Genomic DNA, 18,271 nt, shown 5'->3' with positions numbered 1-18,271 from the left:
GTCATACAGCAATTCCACAAATTGTAATAAGCTAAAAATGAACACTTTACCAATTTCCTCATCACTGACAACTAATCACTATTTCATTAATTGATGGTATTCCATATCACAAAATTCTGTAACCAAACACCTTTATATTTTTTATAAACCCACAATATCCGACCAATTTCAGATGCCTTCTCACCAGTTTGTTTGTCGGTTGTGGTTTGATGATAAATACTCCACTCATACGCCATTTCGCCTTTAACCTCAATATTTTGTGCTTGATAAGTTATTTCAATTTTAAAGGCATCAAACCAAGATTTCAAGAAGGCTACTCCTGCGGTTTTGCCACTCACAACGGGCGTATCAGGCACAATTACCGTAATATCATCGGCCAAAACAGAAGTCATTAATGCCAAATTCCCTGTATTTTCAGCTTCTTGCACAATGAGACGGATTTTATCAATTTGTGTTTTTTCTGTATTCATAGTGTTGATTTTATGAGAGGATAATCGTTAAGTAAAAGCATAGGAATACCTGCCTCAATTTTTAGGAAATTGAAGAAAGCTTTATAGTTAAGCCCTTTAAATACGGTGTTTAAATGATTTATTTAAGCAAGAAGAAATTAAGTATAGGAAGAAGAATTAATAGTTTTTATAGTTAATAATCGCTTTAGAATATAATATTCGTAAATATAAACGGTTAGGCACAAATTTTAAAGAAGAAAATCCACTTTAATTAACGAAATATATTTTTCGGTCATTTAATGATTTCTCTGAAGCTATGCACATAAAAAAACGCCTGATTTCTAACGTAGAAATCAGGCGTTTTTGTAACACAGACTTTAGTCTGTAAATACTCTTTTGGTAAACTTACAGACTAAAGTCTGCGTTACTACTATTCCCACTCAATGGTTGCGGGTGGTTTTGACGAAATATCATATACAACACGGTTGACACCTTTTACTTTGTTGATGATTTCGTTAGAAATATCAGCCAAGAAATCATAAGGTAAATGACACCAATCCGCTGTCATTCCGTCCACTGATGAAACCGCACGAAGAGCCACAACACGCTCATAAGTACGTTCATCGCCCATTACTCCTACCGACTGAATCGGTAAAAGCATTGCTCCTGCTTGCCAAACGCTGTCGTATAATCCTCTATTTTTTAAACCGTTGATAAAAATATAGTCAACTTCTTGCAAGATTTGTACTTTTTCGGCCGTAATATCTCCCAAAATTCTGATTCCTAAACCTGGCCCTGGGAACGGGTGACGACCTAAAATAAATTGAGGTATTTCCAATGTTTTACCTACCAAACGAACTTCGTCTTTAAACAAAGTTTTCAAAGGCTCAACCACTTGCAGTTTCATATAATCAGGTAAACCGCCTACATTGTGGTGAGATTTAATCGTTTGTGAAGGACCTCCACTCACTGAAACTGACTCGATAATATCAGGATAAATTGTTCCTTGACCTAACCATTTTACGTCTTCAATCAAATGAGATTCTTGGTCAAAAACATCAATAAATGCCTTTCCTATTGCTTTTCTCTTCGCTTCTGGGTCGGTCAAGCCTTCCAAAGCCTTGTAAAATATATCTTTTGAATTAACGCCTTTTACGTTCAAACCTAAGTTTTTGTACGATTCAAGTACGTCTTCAAATTCATTCTTTCTTAACAATCCGTTATCAACAAAAATACAATAAAGATTTTTGCCGATTGCTTTGTGAATCAACACCGCCGCTACCGAACTATCAACGCCACCCGAAAGTCCTAAAACTACTTTATCATCACCCAATTGTTCTTTCAATGCTGCTACCGTTGAATCTACAAAAGAATCAGCCGTCCAGTCTTGAGAGCAATTACAAACGCCAATTACGAAGTTTTTCAACATCGTTTTTCCTTCCAAAGAGTGCGTTACTTCTGGGTGAAATTGAATCCCGAAAGTTTGTTCTCCTTTGATGTGGAATGCAGCATATTTCACGTCGTCGGTTGAACCAATTACTTCAAAATCTTCAGGAATTGACATAATTGTATCTCCGTGCGACATCCAAACTTGATTATTTTCAGAAACGCCTTCTAATAATGGACTTGGAGCTACTGTTTTTAAAGCGGCTCTTCCGTATTCACGGTGACCAGAATTATAAACTTCGCCACCTCCTAAAAATGCCAATAATTGAGCTCCGTAGCAAATACCCAAAACAGGTAATTTTCCTCTGAAAAGACTTACATCCACTCGTGGAGAATCCTCATCACGTACCGAACAAGGGCTTCCCGAAAGGATAATGCCTTTTACAGATTCGTCGATAGTTGGGATTTTATTGAACGGGTGGATTTCGCAGTAAATATTAAGTTCACGAACACGGCGAGCAATCAATTGAGTTACTTGTGAACCAAAATCAAGAATTATTATTTTTTCGGACATTTTTTGAATGGAAACTGCGGTCGTCTGTTAGACACAGACAACGGCGAAAAAAACTAAAACGTAAATTTCGGGAAAATTTATGGTTTTAAGGTATAAATCTGACGACAATTCTCAAAATCATTGGATAATTTTAATTTTTGAGCTTGAAAACTTTAAATCAAAGCATTTTATTACCCAAATGAGTTATGGGCTACCCCTTCTGAACGATAAAACATACTGAATAATCACTTTTCATATCAAATTTCATGCTTTTAAACATTTCCAAATCTAATTTTTGCATTATTCCAAGTTTTTAAGCTTTACAACGCTTATATGTCGGAATATTGACTTTGATTTTTCAAAGAATGTGCATTTAACATTAGGATAATACAAAATTAATCTATAAATTCATTTAAGAAAACGCCCAAACAGTGTCAAATCCTATTGTTTTTAATTAGGATTTTATGACAAACTCGGAGAGTTCTTTGACTATGAATTTGATATTCCTTGTTTTGGGTTTCCTATCTACAAATCATTAATTTTCGTAGATATTCAAACAAGAAATAAGTAATCGCAAAAAGGGGCGAAGAACTGCTCCAATGGGCAAAATCTTTGTTAATTTATCTATCAATTTAAACAGGGAGTGCGTATGAAATTACAAGTGCATTCAATTCACTTTGACGCTGACATGAAGCTGTTAGAGTTTATCCAATCAAAACTTAATAAATTGGATATGTTTTATGACCGAATTACTGGTGGTGAAGTTTTTCTAAGGTTAGATAAAGGAGATACCAAGAAGGTCCGAAGCAAAATGTTAGAAGTGAAAATTAGTTTACCAGGAGGTACTTTATTCGTAAAAGAACAAGCCTCTACTTTTGAAGAAGCAATGGATATCGCCATTGAAGCGTTAAAAGTTCAATTAAAAAAGTTTAAAGATAAAATCCAAGACAAAGTAAATCCAACTCGAAATGTGCTGATTTCTATGGCGATGGAGAGTTAATTAGGAGAAATAATTTTTCTAACATACCAAAAAGGGTTGCCTTCGTGAGAAAGCAACCCTTTTTTTGTATATCAGGTGTTAGTTTTTAGGTTTAGTGTTTAGCTCAATGAATTGACTCTCTATTTTTAGCCCATAAAAACTCTTAATATTACCACTCTTAAAGATTTTACACTTTTGGGAGACAGCTTAACACCTCTCTAACACCTAAAACCCAACCACTAAAACCTATTTCTTACAACGAAAACTTAGCTTTCACTGCATCAACGAAATCTAATTTCTCCCAAGTGAAAAGTTCTACTTCAACTTCTTTCACTGTTCCGTCTGGACCTTTGAAAGATTTAGTAACAACCTCATTTTTACGTCCCATGTGTCCGTAAGCTGCTGTTTCTGAATAGATTGGATTACGTAATTTCAAACGTTGTTCGATAGCATAAGGACGCATATCAAATACTTCTTCTAATTTACAAGCAATTTCTCCGTCAGTTAAACCAACTTTAGCCGTTCCGTAAGTATTTACGAACAAACCACATGGTTTAGCAACACCGATTGCGTAAGAAACTTGCACCAAGATTTCATCACAAAGACCAGCCGCTACTGCATTTTTAGCAACGTGACGAGTTGCATAAGCTGCCGAACGGTCAACTTTTGAAGGGTCTTTTCCAGAGAATGCACCACCACCGTGAGCTCCTTTTCCACCGTAAGTATCCACAATAATCTTACGACCTGTCAAACCTGTATCTCCGTGTGGTCCACCGATTACAAATTTTCCAGTTGGGTTGATATGGTAAGTAATCGCATCATTGAAAAGTCCTTGTAACTCAGGTTTCAATTTTGCTTTTACTCTTGGAATAACGATATTGATAACGTCAGCTTTGATTTTTGCTAACATTGCCTCATCTTGGTCAAAATCATCGTGTTGTGTTGAAACAACGATGGTATCAATTCTTTGAGGAACATTATCGTCAGAATATTCAATAGTTACTTGAGATTTTGCATCTGGGCGAAGGTATCCGATTAATGCAGGTTCGTTGTTACGAATTTCTGACATTTCTTTCAAGATAGTATGAGCCAAATCCAAAGCCAAAGGCATATAGTTATCAGTCTCACGAGTTGCGTAACCGAACATCATTCCTTGGTCACCTGCTCCTTGTGCGTTTGCTTTTGATTCGAAATCGTCAGCCGTTACTCTATCTACACCTTGGTTAATATCGTCCGATTGGTCGTGAATGGCAGAAATAATACCGCAAGAATTGGCTTCAAACATATATTCCGACTTAGTATAACCGATTTTACGGATAACTTCACGGGCAATAGCCTGAACATCAAGATAGGTTTTTGTTTTTACTTCACCCGCCAAAACTACTAATCCAGTTGTTACAAGGGTTTCGCAAGCTACTTTAGAAGAAGGGTCAAACGCCATGAAGTTATCAATTAATGCGTCTGAAATTTGGTCTGATACTTTGTCTGGGTGTCCTTCCGATACCGACTCAGAGGTGAAAAGATATGCCATTATTTATAATTTATGAAATATGAAAAATCTAATAATTCACAAATTTAAAAGGAATATTTTGATTTGACAATTTGGGTTGTCAAATAGCCATTTTATAGATAATTTATCTACAAATAATCATTTTTAAAGTTAATTAAATAAAAAATAGGCTAAAAAGCAATAATATTTCTATTATTGATACCAATTTTAGTTTAAGGTAATTTAAGGTCTAAGTCAATGTCAGAATAACTTTTTGAATAATACATTCCAAGCAGCTTTGATGAATGGAGGTTTAGGAACAGTATTGATAAGAGCAACATCTTCAAAAAACGAAGTATCTTCGTCTAAAAACTTCAATACTTGAGAAGGTTTATTGTATTTGAACAACCGAGTAAAAATTTCATCTTGGGGTGTTCTATTTTTCAACATCACATTTAAAAGAACTGTATCTAAAAAGCCTTTCCAATGATTCGTTATCATACCATTTTTGATGTCTATATTCTGCTCTAATGACTTTACCAATCGCTGTAAAAAACGTTGGCTTCTCTGAAAACTATAACCCGTAGAAGCCTTCACATATCCGCCCGATGTACCAATGCGGATGACTTTAGGCATAGGTGAAACTTCGTGTGGCTCATCAGACATTGGAACGATACCAAATTCGGTTTCAGAAATTTGATATTCTTCAGGTTTTATCTGATACTCACCTACCTTTACAGTCTCTTCAATGTATTTTTTTAGATAAAATTCATACTCTAAATCTTCGATAAGATTATCAGAAAAAATGGTAAATTCAATCAAAGCCTTTGTTTCAGAATGAGGCAAAACATAGACAAATCGAAGTTCATTTTTTTGTTCTGTTCTAAAGTCAAAAAGAGTAGGTTCATTAACTTTAAAGACGGGTTTCGTGGTTTCAATGACCCAGCCTTTAAAATGTTGAAGCATATTGTGGTAATCAGGATTATTATATTTGGAACGAAATGAGCTATCAAAAACCAAGTCAGAAGCATAGAAATCACCTTTATTCGTTTTTACTGTTTCGGAAACTGCTAAAATATCTGCCTGCAAAAAAGTAATATTGACATTTTGTTTCAAAACAGGAATGACGTAATTGTAGAAGTCAATCCCACGAATCATCTTGTAAGTATATTCCTGAATATCAAGAAATTGAGAAAAATTATTCGTTCCGTAAAACCAAACTCCTTTCCATTTTTGAGCGATAATTTCTTCATAAGGCGATTGTCCTTTTTCCCAAAAACACCACGTATGGTCGTTGGTATTTTTTACATCACGGTCTATTATGAGGATAGATTTATTCCGCAAACTTGACTGATTGAGGTAGAAAGCTAAAGAAAGCCCCGCCATGCCTCCGCCAGCAATGATGTAATCGTAAGTATTTTGTAAGTTTTGGTTGTTCTTAAAAGACATATTTATACAGTTCTCTTACGGAAGATAACAATAAAAAATCCCGTAAGTTTTGAATCTTACGGGATTTTTTATTTGTAGGACAGGTTTCTAACCTGTCAACTGACTAAAAGACAGGTTGAAAACCTATGCTACTACGTAAAAGACAGGTTGAAAACCTGTGCTACAAATTATATATGTTTCTCTGCATGGTAACTACTTCTTACCAAAGCTCCAGATTCTACGTATTTTAGTCCACGTCTCAAACCTTCTTCTTTATACATCGCAAAAGTATCTGGGTGAATCCACTCGATAACTTCATGGTGCATTTTGGTAGGTTGAAGATATTGTCCTAATGTCAGCACGTCTAAGTTATTTTCTACCAAATCATCCATTGCTTTCAAAACCTCGTCTTGTGTTTCGCCCAAACCTAACATAATACCTGTTTTGGTGCGTTTTCCGTATTCTTTGGTACGTTTGATTTGCTCTAAACTACGTGCATATTTTGCTTGCGGACGTACATTTCTGTACAATCTTTCAACGGTTTCCATGTTGTGAGAAACAACTTCCTGACCACCTTCAATCATTCTGATAAGGGCATCCCAATTTCCTTTTGTATCTGGAATAAGTGTTTCAATGGTTGTTGTTGGCGATAATTCTTTCACCTGCACAACGGTTTGATACCAAATTTCTGCACCTTTATCTTTCAGTTCATCACGGTTTACTGATGTCAAAACGGCGTGTTTTACACCCATTAATTTGATGGCTTCAGCTACACGACGTGGTTCATCAACATCATATTCATTAGGACGACCCGTTGCCACTGCACAGAATGAACATGAACGGGTACATACATTACCCAAAATCATAAAGGTAGCCGTACCTGCCCCCCAACATTCACCCATATTTGGACAATTGCCTGACTGACAGATGGTATGTAATTTATTTTCTTCTACGATATTACGTACACGAGCGTATTCTTGCCCAATTGGCAATTTTACACGAAGCCAATCTGGTTTCTTGTTATGTCTCGTTGCGGTTGGCGTTATTACTGGTAATTCTATCATTATTTTTAGGTATTAGTGGTTAGAGATTAGACGATAGAGATTAGACGTTAGAAATTCAACATTAGAAGTTAGAGATACTATTCTTTTATTCAAAAAATTTGTTATCTCTATTACAAGCTAATTACTAAAACCTAATACCTAAAACCTAATACCTAAAACCTATCCCCTCAATTATCACACAAATTTAAGACTGATTAAAATAAAAACGTCAATAAAATGAAATTGGTTTTCATTTTATTGACGTTTTGGAGAAGAATATTCTTGTTGACTGAATTTCAATTTATTTCTTTCCTCCAAAAAATATCGTTAAATATCCCGAAGTGAAAACATTTCTATTTTCGGAAAAAGCCATAATATTCATTTTTTGAGTATAAGCTTCTGCTAAAAAGCCAATCTCTAAGCTGATATTTGATTGACGAAAAGCGTCTAATTCAAAATTAAGAGCCGCTTTTAAATTAACACCTGGAACAATTTTGGCTTCACTTAAGCCTTCAAATAAACCTCCGCTACCTGCAATATTACTTGATGTATGTTTTTTGGGGTCAAAGATTTCATCTCTTGTAACTCCTCTACCATAATATATTTGAACATAATAAGGCTTTAGAAGTCCAATGGTTGGTCCTGCGGCTAAAATTCCATTAACATTAACGCCACCTTCTGATGATTTCCTAAATAAATTTATTTCACGACCATACTGTGGACGAATAGCAAAAAGATAGTTTTGCTTTCCATAAACATAGCTTCCGCCCGTTCCTCCAACATTGGCTGTACTTTCTTTGAAGTGATTTACGCTCACCATTTCAAGACCTATATAATGAAATTGGCGATGCAAAGCATTATTATTAATAGCTATTTCTTTACGTGCAGCAATACCTCCTAAAAGCCCCGAATTGGTATTGGTAGTAAGTCCAAATGATAAAATTGATTTAAAATTTTCCTCATCTGTCACTTCCTTTGGCGTGTTTTTAGTGGGAGTGTTACGTCTTTGTGCATTGACTCTATCAGTCAATAATAAAGATAATGAAAGGATAAGAGATATAGTTAGTAGTTTTTTCACAGGATAATTACTCCATTTAGGAGATTAATTTTTCATAAAAATACGTATTCGGCTTCTATTTGTATTAATTTAGGCTAAAAATATAATAAGCGAAAAGCGATTTGTGAAAAGCCAACAAAACAACTTACTATTTATCAATACTTTAGGCTATTTTCTTTTTGTAAACCTAAATATTTTTAACCAATATTAACTATCATCAATGACATTATTTGTGACAGAATAGTTGTCTTAATTCTCATAAACTAAACAAAAAATAATACCATGCCAACAGTAAAAACCTCTTATTTGGGCGACCTACGTACCACCTCAACACACTTGCAGTCTGGAAATCAATTAATTACAGATGCTCCAACTGACAATATGGGAAAAGGAGAAGCCTTCTCTCCTACCGATTTATTAGCCACAGCTACTGGTACTTGTATGCTCACAACGATGGCAATTGTTGCTCAAAGAGATGAAATAGAATTAGCAGGTTCAGAAGTGGAAGTTACCAAAATCATGTCACAAACGCCTCCACGTCGAGTTGCCCGTTTAGAAATAAACTTAAAACTGAAAACAAATATTGTCCTTTCGCCAGAGCAAATTCATAAATTAGAAAATACTGCTCATAAATGCCCCGTTTCCCTAAGTTTACATCCTGATTTGGAACAAGTTATTACCTTTGAATGGCTCTAATTTTTAAAGGGAAAATGAAGGAAAGGAGTTAAGAGGAAAGTGTAGAAGGAGGAATGAAAATGCTCATACAAAACATTCCCCTTTTCCCATTACTCCTTTCCTCCTAACCCCATTACGACTTTCCTCCTAACTCCATTTCTCCTAACCCCATTTCTCCTTCCTACGCAACAACTCCTTCTAATTCTGCAAAAGAAATATCAAAATGTGAAGCATCATAAACAGATTCGCCATTTTGAATAACTAATACTTGTGGTGATTGATGTTCTACTTTGAAAAAATTAGCAATTTCAGTAGAAATTGGTCTGTAACGTAATAAATCTAAATAGTACGGTTTCAACTCTCCTACCTTTTCTTGCTTCCAATTTCTTTCCAAACGGTTCAACGCTGTTCCCGATATTGAACAAGTGGTACTATGTTTCAAAATCAATACTGGATAATTATATGATTCTTCTTTAATTGCCTGTAACTGTTCAATTTCTGTTATTGTATTCCAATTCATTGTATTATAATTTGAGTAAATAATTGATACCGTATTGACAATTTTTAATGTAAAAAGGTTTCGTTACCTGATGCTTCAAGAAAGATAATCTTCGGTCTGTAATATCGCTTTAGAGACGAAGATTTTGTTAGGCTACCATTTTTTCAAGACAAATTGTGTTGGTTTTTGTTTTGAAAGCATCAATAAAATACCTCCATACGTTAAGCCTTCTAATAGTTTTGTGGCTCTATAAGCCGAAATATTTACCAATTTGGCATATTCTTTTGCTGTAACTTTCATGTTTCTTTTTAGATAAATTATTAAGGCTTTTACGTTGGGTTGAGCTAACAATTCTTTGTCAACCGTATCGTCATATTTATCTAAAATCTGAGTCATTTCTTTGGTTACGGGCGTAGTTTGGTCGTTTGCCCTTACAAAAACGATACTATTTTGTTTTTCATCAATAGCTTCGTGTGGCTTTTGTGGACTTTCTTGTACATTGACAATCAACACCTTACGTTTTCCTTCGTGCAAATATGAACTATATTGAATATCAATAGGCGGCACAACCAATTCGTTAGCTGCTTGGATAATTTTGGTCATTTCATCTAATTCAGAACAACCTTTTATCGTTTTGTCGTCGTCAACTCCCACAACCAATTTCCCACCAGAAGTATTGCTGAAAGCTGCCAAAATACGGGCGGCTTTATGAGGATTTTCAATTCTACTTTTAAATTCTAAATGAATCGATTCTTTTTGCTTGAGTAATTTCAGAAATTCTTTTTCTATCATCAATAAATTGTTTATTTGAGTAAATTTACTATAAATTTAATACACTATTTAATCATAGACTATTCACTTCATCTCAAAACGTACCACTACTTGAAATCTGATATTTCACAAACGCCCGTCAAAGCCTATATCTTCCTTCTTTTGGGAGTTTTTTGTATAGGTTGGTCAGCAATTTTCGTAAAAATGGCTGATGCTCCTGCCCTGACTTCTGGTTTTTACCGTTACTTTTTTTGTTTCTTGGGTTTATTTCCTATTTGGCTTTACAAAAAAATAAAAATACCTGATACCAAAACCTTATCATTGATAACTTTAGGAGCTTTGTTTTTTGTTTTGGACATGAGTCTTTGGAATCTTTCTATTCTAAAAACTACGGCTTCAGTTTCTACTTTACTGGCTAATAATGCTTCTGTTTTTGTGGGTTTAGGTTCGTTATTTATTTTCAAACAACGTCTTTCAAAAATCTATTGGATTGGGCTTTTTGTGGCAACTTTTGGTGTTTTTTTAGTGGCAGGACGAGATTTTATAGAAAATCCAAATGTAGGAGTTGGACATTTAATGGCAATTGGAGCTGCCGTTTTTTATGCGGGATATATGCTTCTAACTCAGCAAGTTAGAGGAAGTATTGATACCGTTAATTTTATGGGTTGGTCGTTGTTGACTTGTATGATTTTGGCATGGTTTATTTGCTGGCAACAAGATTTACCTATGCTTCATTTCTCCCATAAAACTTGGCTTTCCTTTGCTCTTTCGGGGCTTTTTTGCCACTTAATTGGCTGGCTTTCTATCAATTATGCTTTAGGGTTTTTACCTGCCTCCATCGTTTCGCCAACGCTATTAATTCAACCCGTATTGACTTCAATCATCTCGTTTTTCTTGTTGCACGAAATGCTCAGAACAGAACAAATTATTGGAGGAATAGTTGTTCTGTTTGGGGTTTATTTGGTGAATAGAGGGAAGTGATGGAGGAATAGGGCAAGGAGTAAAAGAGTTATGAGTAAAAATTTATGAGTAAAAGAGTTATGAGTAAACAAGCGTATTACTTAGTTTTAATCCTCATTCACCAACTATCATTTACTCATAACTCCTTTACCCATCACCTCACTCACTCTTTCCTATCCGAATGCCCCAAACTACGTTCTGGACAGACAATGTCTCTGACGATTTGCTTGATTTCTTTAGCTTCTGGAAAATGCCCTTCACGTTTACGGTCAAAAATTAGTTGGTCATTCAGAGAAATTTGGAAACGTCCAGCAATTTCACTTGGACGAAGGCTAACTTCTTGCAAGTCATCCATAAAAGTGGTCAATAATTCTTGTGCTAACCATGCCGAACGCATCAGCCAATGACATTTTGGGCAGTATTCTATTGTTATTTTAGGTTTCATATTTTAATAGTAAGCGAAAAGCGATTTGCGAAAAGCGAATGTACTGATAATTGGAGACAATAGATTCCATTTCTCACAAGCCCGAATGAATGAAAGAAATAATTAAAAATAGCGTAAATATTTCTGAAATTTACGCATCATTTATAAATCAACAAATTATGACCATTGAATTAAGAAGCGACACATTTACAAAACCTACTCCTGCTATGTTACAAGCCATGTTTTCTGCAACCGTTGGCGATGATGTTTTTGAAGATGACCCAACCGTAAAAGCACTCGAAGAAAAAACGTCTCAAATGTTTGGCTACGAAGCTGGACTTTTCTGCACGTCTGGAACAATGACGAATCAAATTGCGATTAACGTCCATGTCAGACAAGGCGATGAGGTCATTTGTGATGCTCTCTCGCACATATACTTGTACGAAGGTGGTGGAATTGCTGCAAATTCGATGGCTTCGGTCAATTTATTACAAGGAAATCGTGGACGATTAACGGCTGAACAAATCAAAGAAGCTATCCAACCTGATAATATTCACCACCCAATTACTCGTTTGGTTTCTTTAGAAAATACCGTAAATAAAGGCGGAGGAGCGTATTACGAACTATCTGAAATACAGAAAATCAAACAAGTTTGTGTTGACAATAATCTTCCTTTACACTTAGACGGAGCAAGAATTTTTAATGCTTTGGTTGAAACGCAAGAAAGCCCTTTGGAATATGGAAAAGCTTTTGATTCGATGTCAGTTTGCTTATCAAAAGGCTTAGGAACGCCCATTGGTTCAGTGCTTTTAGGCACAAATTCTTTCATAAAACAAGCTCGTAGAGTTAGAAAACGCTTGGGTGGTGGCTGGCGACAAGCGGGATATTTGGCTGCCGCAGGAATTTATGCTTTGGACAATAACGTAAACCGTTTAGTTGAAGACCATGCTCGTGCAAGAGAAATCGAGAAAATTATGGAGCAATTGCCAGAAGTAGAAGAAATTTATCCAGTTGATTCTAATATCGTTATTTTCAGACTGAATGATAAAATTTTATCGTCTGATTATGTTCAAAAACTCAACGAAAAAGGCATTAAAGCAGCAACTTTTGGCAAACATTTAGTTCGTTTTGTAACCCATTTAGATTTTACGGACGAACATTTGGAGGAATTTAGGAATAAGATTATAAAGTGATGGGAATGTGAGATATTATCCATTTAAGCTTTTCTAAATTGTTCAAAAATTCATATTATTCCAGTTTAAACGCTGTCAGGGTTTTGAACCCTGACAGCGTTAGGTGGCTTAAATCTCAATAATTCCTTACGACTTTATGGACTTAAACACTTACGACTCTCAAAAACTTAAAACTCTACTTCTTCGGTTCATTCAATTCAATTACGTAACCATCTGGGTCAGTAACGTAAATTTGAAAAGCACCGTCAAAACGCTTTTGGCGGTGATATGGTACATTTTTTTCTTTCAAAAATGCCTCAATTCCATCCGCAGAATTGGTGGGAATTGATAAAGAAAAGTGAGCTGCATTTTTATCATTATTGGCAACTGGATTTTCCCTTCCTAAAAGTAAATGAAGCTCTTGACCTGGAGCAACTTTAAACCATCTTCTAATAGCTAAAAGATTATCAGGTACATCTAATGGCGACAAACCGATTATTTCACGATAGAAAGTAACACTCGTTTTCAAGTCTTTGACCGCTAAACCGACATGATTGTACGATAAAATGGTGATACCTTTCGTAGGCTCTGTTCCCTGACTTATTCCTTGAAAAGCATTCAAGAAAAGACAAAAAGCAAGTATTGTCTTAAAGATTAATTTCATTTTTCGATTGTTTTTGGATAAAAAATAAATTCGAGACGAACTTACTTCTTTAGTTTTCTATTCTTATCCTCCTGTTGAGATATTATTTTGAGATATTGCTCAACATCCAATTTTTTATTCGCCAAAATCTTCTTGTCTTTATCTAAAAACAATAAATTCGGATAAACAGTTGTATTGAATTTATTGGTAAAATCTGTTACAGTATGAGAGTCAAAAACGTTGATAAATCGCTGGGTTTTAAATTCTTTTACAAAATTCAGCCACTTCTTTTTGTCTCTTGTTCCACAAGCCAAATACACTTTTACGCCCTTTGTTTCTAATTTGGGATACGCTTCTAAGAGTTTTTTGGTAGTTTCTTGGCAATGATGACATTCTGGGTCATAAATCATAACAAGGGTATAATTTGCTTTTACGCCATAAAGTGGGGTATAAATATCTAAGGTGTCTGTCATGTCCATATTAGAAATTTTATTCCCTAACAAAACAGGTTTCATCTTCATTACATACTCTTTATTTCGACGAATGGAAGAAGTGTCCCAACCAGATTCTGGCTCATTGATGATATATTTTTCAGCAACGTGAATGTAAGCTCCTTCACGCCCCATGATTTCAGGAGCAATAAATTTTTGAGCGAATTTACCGACTACGTACTTTCTTAAATCAGATTTATAAGGCGTTTTTCCGATTATGGCATCCGCAATTTGAATAATGGTATCTGGCTCAAAATAACTAATATTCTGAAGGTAAGTGTCCATTTTTTTCCCGATAAATGGCGTGCGTAACATTCGTTCATCGCCCAAATTGATATTATCCCAATAGTGCTTAAAATAGTAATTAGACTGGGCAATAGTGTCTTTTAAAGTTGGTTTGGCAGGTAGCGGCGGCACGTCAATATCTACACCCGCACGTAAAATATTACTTGTGAATGTTCCTGTATTTTTCTGCACATAATCTTTCTGAAATTGCTCTAATTCAGCGTAAATAGCTTGTTTTTGAGCATTAGTTGCACCTTTTAACTTTTTAGCTTTGGCATTAGCTTGAGCTACGAAGTCTTGAAATAATGACGCTTCTACTGAACCTTTAATTTTGAGATTGTTGGTATAGTCAGCCGTATCGGTTTCCATTGAAAAAGTTTGGTCATTGATAACCAAATCGAAGATTCTACTTCTGCCCATCGCTACCACATAAAAACCAAGTGGCAACTTCTTTTTTCCCTGAAAAACTGCCAATCCAGAAGCATCAATTTGGGCGGTATCTTGCGATAAAAATGTGTCTTCATAATGATGAACCAAATACAAAGTAGAGTCTTTCAATCCTTTGATTTTTAATTCAATACGATGTTGAGAGAAAGTAGTTTGGGCAATAAAAAGTAGAGCAATTAGGGCGATAATATTTTTCATTGATAAATTTTCTTGAACCTTTTAGTTTTAATCTTAACGAAATTAAGAAGAATTTATTCAAGAAATTACCACAACGAATACTTTAACATTCATTAACAAAAAGGGCTTGTTGAAAACTTCTCAAAAAGGGTTATTTTTGTATGGAGGAGATTTCGTAACACAGACTTCAGTCTGTAATAAAAAAACACTTACAGACTAAAGTCTGTGTTACTAAACCAATAAAATATGCCAATTCAAAAAGTAACAAAAGAAGAAATTCTTGCCAAATCATTAGAGGTTTTTCGTCACAGAGGCTATCATAACACTTCTATGAGTGACCTTTCTAATGCCGTAGGTTTACTGAAAGGCAGTTTTTATCATTATTTCGATAGTAAAGAAACTCTGATGAAAGAGGTTTTGGAAAGTGTCAATATTTTTCTACAAGAACAGGTTTTCCCGATTGCCTACAATCCAACATTGTCGGTAGAAGAACGAATGGAAACGATATTGAAACGATTTTCAAAAACCGTTTTTAGTAGAGAAGGAGGTTGTATTGTGGGAAATACCATTCTTGAAACGGTCAATCAATACCCGCAATTTAAAGAAGTTTTACAGGCTATTATTATGGGTTGGACAAATGCACTCGTCCATTTGTATTCCCATACTCACCCGCCCGAAAAAGCCAAAAAATTAGCAGAACAATCCATTATGGAATATGAAGGGGCAATTATGATGGCAAAACTTTACGGTGAAAGTTATTACTATAAAGATTGTTATATCCGTACAATGGAACGTTTGAAAGATTAATTTCTGATAAATTCCATTCACTCAATATTTGGTAAAACATTTGATAATCAAGTATATTTTACTCAAATTGGGATAAATAAATTTTATCACATAAACCCACAAATATTATGGAACCCAATAGCCTTCCACTTGAAAAGGAATTAGAACCAATTTTCACCAAACAATTACCTCCATTTCCAGATAACATTAAAGATTTATGCGTTAAAATAGCTCCAATTTTAGCTATTATTGGGGTTGTTTTTGGCGTTTTGGGGACTGGACTTGGAGTATTATTTTCACCATTTGCATGGTTTTCAGGAAGTGTCCTTTATGGTATTGGAATAATTTTCCTATTGATTATGTTGATTTTGAATGCTTTAGCAATTCCTGGATTATTCAATCAGAAAATGGAAGGTTGGAAATATATGTATTATGCCCAATTGGTTAACATCGTTTATCATTTATGCACAGGCACTTGGATTAGTGGACTTATTGGGGCATTTATAGGTTTTTGGATTTTATTTCAGATAAGAGAGAAATATAGTTAAGAAGTTTGGGGGAATGGGGAGATGAGTTACGGAGGAATGGAGTTAGGAAAAGTGAATAATATCTATACATTGTACATTCCTCTTAACTCCATTACTCATAACTACCTCAACAATTCTACTCCTAACTCCCTTCTTATCTCTCCATAGCCGCTTTCTTGGCAGGAAAATAAGACGCAATCATCGTGATAATTACCACGACTAAGGCAGTGAAAAAGAAGTCCCAAAATTGCATTTTTACGGGATAAGCATCAATCAAAGCTCCGACAATTCCCATTGAAACTAAGCCGTAAGTTTGTTGTAACCAACACAATCCGAAACCTAAAATCAGTCCAACAATTGCTCCTGAAAACGCCACAATTGCCCCTTCTGTTAAAAATATCTTTTGAATCATTCCCGTATTTGCCCCGATTGCATAAAGCGTTTTGATGTCCTCTTTTTTCTCAATTGCCAACATCGACAAAGAGAAGAAAATATTAAAACTGGCAATGCCTATAATAAAAGTTAAAGTCAGAAAGACAAAGAGTTTTTCAATTTTGATAGCTCTTAATAAACTTGCGTGTTGTTCATCTTGATTTTGAACGGTAAAACCTCCACCCAATGCCGCTTTCAGTGCTTCTTGCACTTTGCTAATCTCCTCTGAATTAACCACTTGTATTTCTAAAGAAGTTCGTTCGTCGTTATAATCGAATAGATTTTGAGCAAAAGTTAATGGAGCAAAAATATAATTATCGTCATATTGTTGTTCAATAAAAAACACGCCCGACGGAATCAAACTCATTTTATTAAAAGCATCGCTGGCGGTAAAATCAATCGTTTTTGAATTAGTATTTCTTGGATACCACAATTCTAAAGGTGTAAAAAACGCATCAACATCAACACCCAAAGTGATGGCAACACCTGAGCCTACAATTCCGTGACTAACACCATTTTCTTTAAGTTTTAATTTTCCATCAATCAATGATTTTTTCAGTCGGTCTTGCTTTAAAAAATTATCATCAACACCTTTCAAATTAACTACCATTTGGGCATCCCGATAACGTACTAAAACGTTCTCTTCGATGACCTGATTGATGTATTTTACACCATCAATTTTGCTCAATTTTTGAACAAGCGACGGAGGACAATCAAAATGTTTACCTTTCGTTGGTGTAATTTTCAAATCGGCATCAAAACTTTTGAAAAGTCCACGCTGAAAATCTTCCAATCCATTAAAAACCGACAAAACCACGACTAAAGCCATCGTTCCAACTCCAACTCCCAACATCGAAATCATGGAGATAAGCGAAATAAACGAGGTTTTCTTTCGTGCAAAAAAGTATCTTTGGGCTATGTAAAATGGGAAATTCATTTTATTTGAGTAACACAGACTTTAGTCTGTTAAATTAATAACAGACCGAAGTCTGTGTTACGTAATCATAAAATCAGAACAGACTGAAGTCTGTATTACGTAAAATCTAATCTTCAATTTCCTCTCCTTCTTTCAAAGGCGGAATTTCTAATTGTGAAATAACAGCGTCCATGTGAGCGGCGTATTCAGCGGTATCATCAATAAAAAATTCAAGATTGGGTACAATACGCACTTGATTTCTAATTTTATTGCCTAATATTCCTCTGATTACTTTTGTCTTTTCACGAATATCCTGTAAAAGCCCTTGCTTGTCGTTGGTGAGCATAAAGCTCAAATACGAACGTGCAATTGATAAATCGGGGGTCATTTTTACGTCAGTTATCGTTACAAAAGCATTTCCGAAAGTACTTCTCATGTCTTTCTGAAAAATTTCGCTTAAATCTTGTTGTATCAATTTAGCGAACTGTTGTTGTCTTTTAGATTCCATTCTTGTCTTACAACTGAGTTTCTTTTATATCAAACCTATACTCAGTCTCGTTTTATAATTTTAACTTTACAAAGTTCGGAAATATTTTCTGAAACCTTAGCATTTTATCTCAACACTGCATTTTTAACTCATATTCAACGAACATGAAAAACTTTCAGATATATAGTAAATTAA

General features: G+C 35.0%; 19 protein-coding genes. 6 read left to right on the top strand and 13 right to left on the bottom strand.

What is annotated here, in order from left to right; translation table 11 throughout:
• Positions 1 to 86: 86 nt before the first annotated feature.
• Complete coding sequence (locus tag VB796_RS17020) at positions 87 to 470, bottom strand: YybH family protein (RefSeq protein ID WP_323347772.1); 384 nt, start codon at positions 468 to 470, stop codon at positions 87 to 89.
• A gap of 409 nt (positions 471 to 879) precedes the next feature.
• On the bottom strand, positions 880 to 2,409 hold the full coding sequence (guaA, locus tag VB796_RS17015; protein ID WP_323347771.1) for a glutamine-hydrolyzing GMP synthase: 1,530 nt from the start codon (positions 2,407 to 2,409) through the stop codon (positions 880 to 882).
• A 628-nt stretch (positions 2,410 to 3,037) separates the two neighbouring features.
• On the opposite strand from guaA, the gene hpf reads away from it, so the two are divergent.
• A complete protein-coding gene (gene hpf, locus VB796_RS17010) occupies positions 3,038 to 3,388 on the top strand; it encodes a ribosome hibernation-promoting factor, HPF/YfiA family (protein ID WP_323347770.1) in 351 nt (116 codons plus the stop codon).
• 232 nt (positions 3,389 to 3,620) lie between these two features.
• Here the strand turns inward: hpf and metK are convergent, their stop codons facing one another.
• From metK to VB796_RS16990, 4 genes are all read right to left on the bottom strand, one after another.
• Positions 3,621 to 4,898, bottom strand: coding sequence for a methionine adenosyltransferase (gene metK, locus VB796_RS17005; protein ID WP_323347769.1), 1,278 nt, complete (start codon positions 4,896 to 4,898; stop codon positions 3,621 to 3,623).
• Positions 4,899 to 5,117: 219 nt separating this feature from the next.
• Positions 5,118 to 6,305: a lycopene cyclase family protein gene (locus tag VB796_RS17000; RefSeq protein ID WP_323347768.1), complete on the bottom strand. Its 1,188-nt coding sequence runs from the start codon at positions 6,303 to 6,305 to the stop codon at positions 5,118 to 5,120.
• 167 nt (positions 6,306 to 6,472) lie between these two features.
• Positions 6,473 to 7,348 (bottom strand): lipoyl synthase, encoded by an 876-nt coding sequence (lipA, locus tag VB796_RS16995; RefSeq protein ID WP_323347767.1) that lies wholly within the window; start codon positions 7,346 to 7,348, stop codon positions 6,473 to 6,475.
• 280 nt (positions 7,349 to 7,628) lie between these two features.
• A complete protein-coding gene (locus VB796_RS16990; RefSeq protein WP_323347766.1) occupies positions 7,629 to 8,405 on the bottom strand; it encodes a hypothetical protein in 777 nt (258 codons plus the stop codon).
• Between the two features lie 261 nt (positions 8,406 to 8,666).
• On the opposite strand from VB796_RS16990, the gene VB796_RS16985 reads away from it, so the two are divergent.
• Positions 8,667 to 9,080, top strand: coding sequence for an OsmC family protein (locus VB796_RS16985; RefSeq protein ID WP_323347765.1), 414 nt, complete (start codon positions 8,667 to 8,669; stop codon positions 9,078 to 9,080).
• A 160-nt stretch (positions 9,081 to 9,240) separates the two neighbouring features.
• On the opposite strand, the gene ytxJ is transcribed toward VB796_RS16985, so the two are convergent.
• Together ytxJ and VB796_RS16975 are read right to left on the bottom strand one after the other, a co-directional pair.
• Entirely contained in the window at positions 9,241 to 9,579 is a 339-nt protein-coding gene (gene ytxJ, locus VB796_RS16980) for a bacillithiol system redox-active protein YtxJ (protein WP_323347764.1), read from the bottom strand.
• A 132-nt stretch (positions 9,580 to 9,711) separates the two neighbouring features.
• Positions 9,712 to 10,350, bottom strand: a complete 639-nt coding sequence (locus VB796_RS16975; protein WP_323347763.1) for an ATP-binding protein — start codon at positions 10,348 to 10,350, stop codon at positions 9,712 to 9,714.
• Between the two features lie 90 nt (positions 10,351 to 10,440).
• Here VB796_RS16975 and VB796_RS16970 point away from each other — a divergent pair, with 90 nt between their 5' ends.
• Positions 10,441 to 11,310, top strand: a complete 870-nt coding sequence (locus VB796_RS16970; RefSeq protein ID WP_323347762.1) for a DMT family transporter — start codon at positions 10,441 to 10,443, stop codon at positions 11,308 to 11,310.
• 142 nt (positions 11,311 to 11,452) lie between these two features.
• Here VB796_RS16970 and VB796_RS16965 read toward each other — a convergent pair whose 3' ends face one another.
• Complete coding sequence (locus VB796_RS16965) at positions 11,453 to 11,734, bottom strand: SelT/SelW/SelH family protein (RefSeq protein WP_323347761.1); 282 nt, start codon at positions 11,732 to 11,734, stop codon at positions 11,453 to 11,455.
• 158 nt (positions 11,735 to 11,892) lie between these two features.
• Between VB796_RS16965 and VB796_RS16960 the strand changes: the two genes are divergently transcribed.
• Entirely contained in the window at positions 11,893 to 12,906 is a 1,014-nt protein-coding gene (locus VB796_RS16960) for a GntG family PLP-dependent aldolase (protein ID WP_323347779.1), read from the top strand.
• A gap of 175 nt (positions 12,907 to 13,081) precedes the next feature.
• On the opposite strand, the gene VB796_RS16955 is transcribed toward VB796_RS16960, so the two are convergent.
• Together VB796_RS16955 and VB796_RS16950 are read right to left on the bottom strand one after the other, a co-directional pair.
• Positions 13,082 to 13,549: a VOC family protein gene (locus tag VB796_RS16955; RefSeq protein ID WP_323347760.1), complete on the bottom strand. Its 468-nt coding sequence runs from the start codon at positions 13,547 to 13,549 to the stop codon at positions 13,082 to 13,084.
• A 41-nt stretch (positions 13,550 to 13,590) separates the two neighbouring features.
• The gene (locus VB796_RS16950) at positions 13,591 to 14,949 is read right to left on the bottom strand and encodes a DUF5106 domain-containing protein (RefSeq protein WP_323347759.1); all 1,359 of its coding nucleotides are present in this window, start codon (positions 14,947 to 14,949) and stop codon (positions 13,591 to 13,593) included.
• A gap of 225 nt (positions 14,950 to 15,174) precedes the next feature.
• Here VB796_RS16950 and VB796_RS16945 point away from each other — a divergent pair, with 225 nt between their 5' ends.
• Both VB796_RS16945 and VB796_RS16940 read left to right on the top strand, forming a co-directional pair.
• Complete coding sequence (locus tag VB796_RS16945) at positions 15,175 to 15,735, top strand: helix-turn-helix domain-containing protein (protein WP_323347758.1); 561 nt, start codon at positions 15,175 to 15,177, stop codon at positions 15,733 to 15,735.
• A 107-nt stretch (positions 15,736 to 15,842) separates the two neighbouring features.
• Positions 15,843 to 16,262 carry a hypothetical protein gene (locus tag VB796_RS16940; protein ID WP_323347757.1) on the top strand — a complete coding sequence of 140 codons (420 nt, stop codon included), beginning with the start codon at positions 15,843 to 15,845 and terminating at the stop codon, positions 16,260 to 16,262.
• Between the two features lie 133 nt (positions 16,263 to 16,395).
• Here the strand turns inward: VB796_RS16940 and VB796_RS16935 are convergent, their stop codons facing one another.
• Both VB796_RS16935 and VB796_RS16930 read right to left on the bottom strand, forming a co-directional pair.
• The gene (locus VB796_RS16935) at positions 16,396 to 17,610 is read right to left on the bottom strand and encodes an ABC transporter permease (protein ID WP_323347756.1); all 1,215 of its coding nucleotides are present in this window, start codon (positions 17,608 to 17,610) and stop codon (positions 16,396 to 16,398) included.
• Between the two features lie 106 nt (positions 17,611 to 17,716).
• On the bottom strand, positions 17,717 to 18,097 hold the full coding sequence (locus VB796_RS16930) for a ribosome-binding factor A (protein ID WP_323347755.1): 381 nt from the start codon (positions 18,095 to 18,097) through the stop codon (positions 17,717 to 17,719).
• Positions 18,098 to 18,271: the final 174 nt, after the last annotated feature.

Origin of the sequence: Arcicella sp. LKC2W (assembly GCF_034931005.1) — a bacterium.
Lineage (GTDB): Bacteria > Bacteroidota > Bacteroidia > Cytophagales > Spirosomataceae > Arcicella.
Note: the sequence above shows the minus strand (reverse complement) of the source record. Positions and strands in the feature narration are given on the sequence as shown.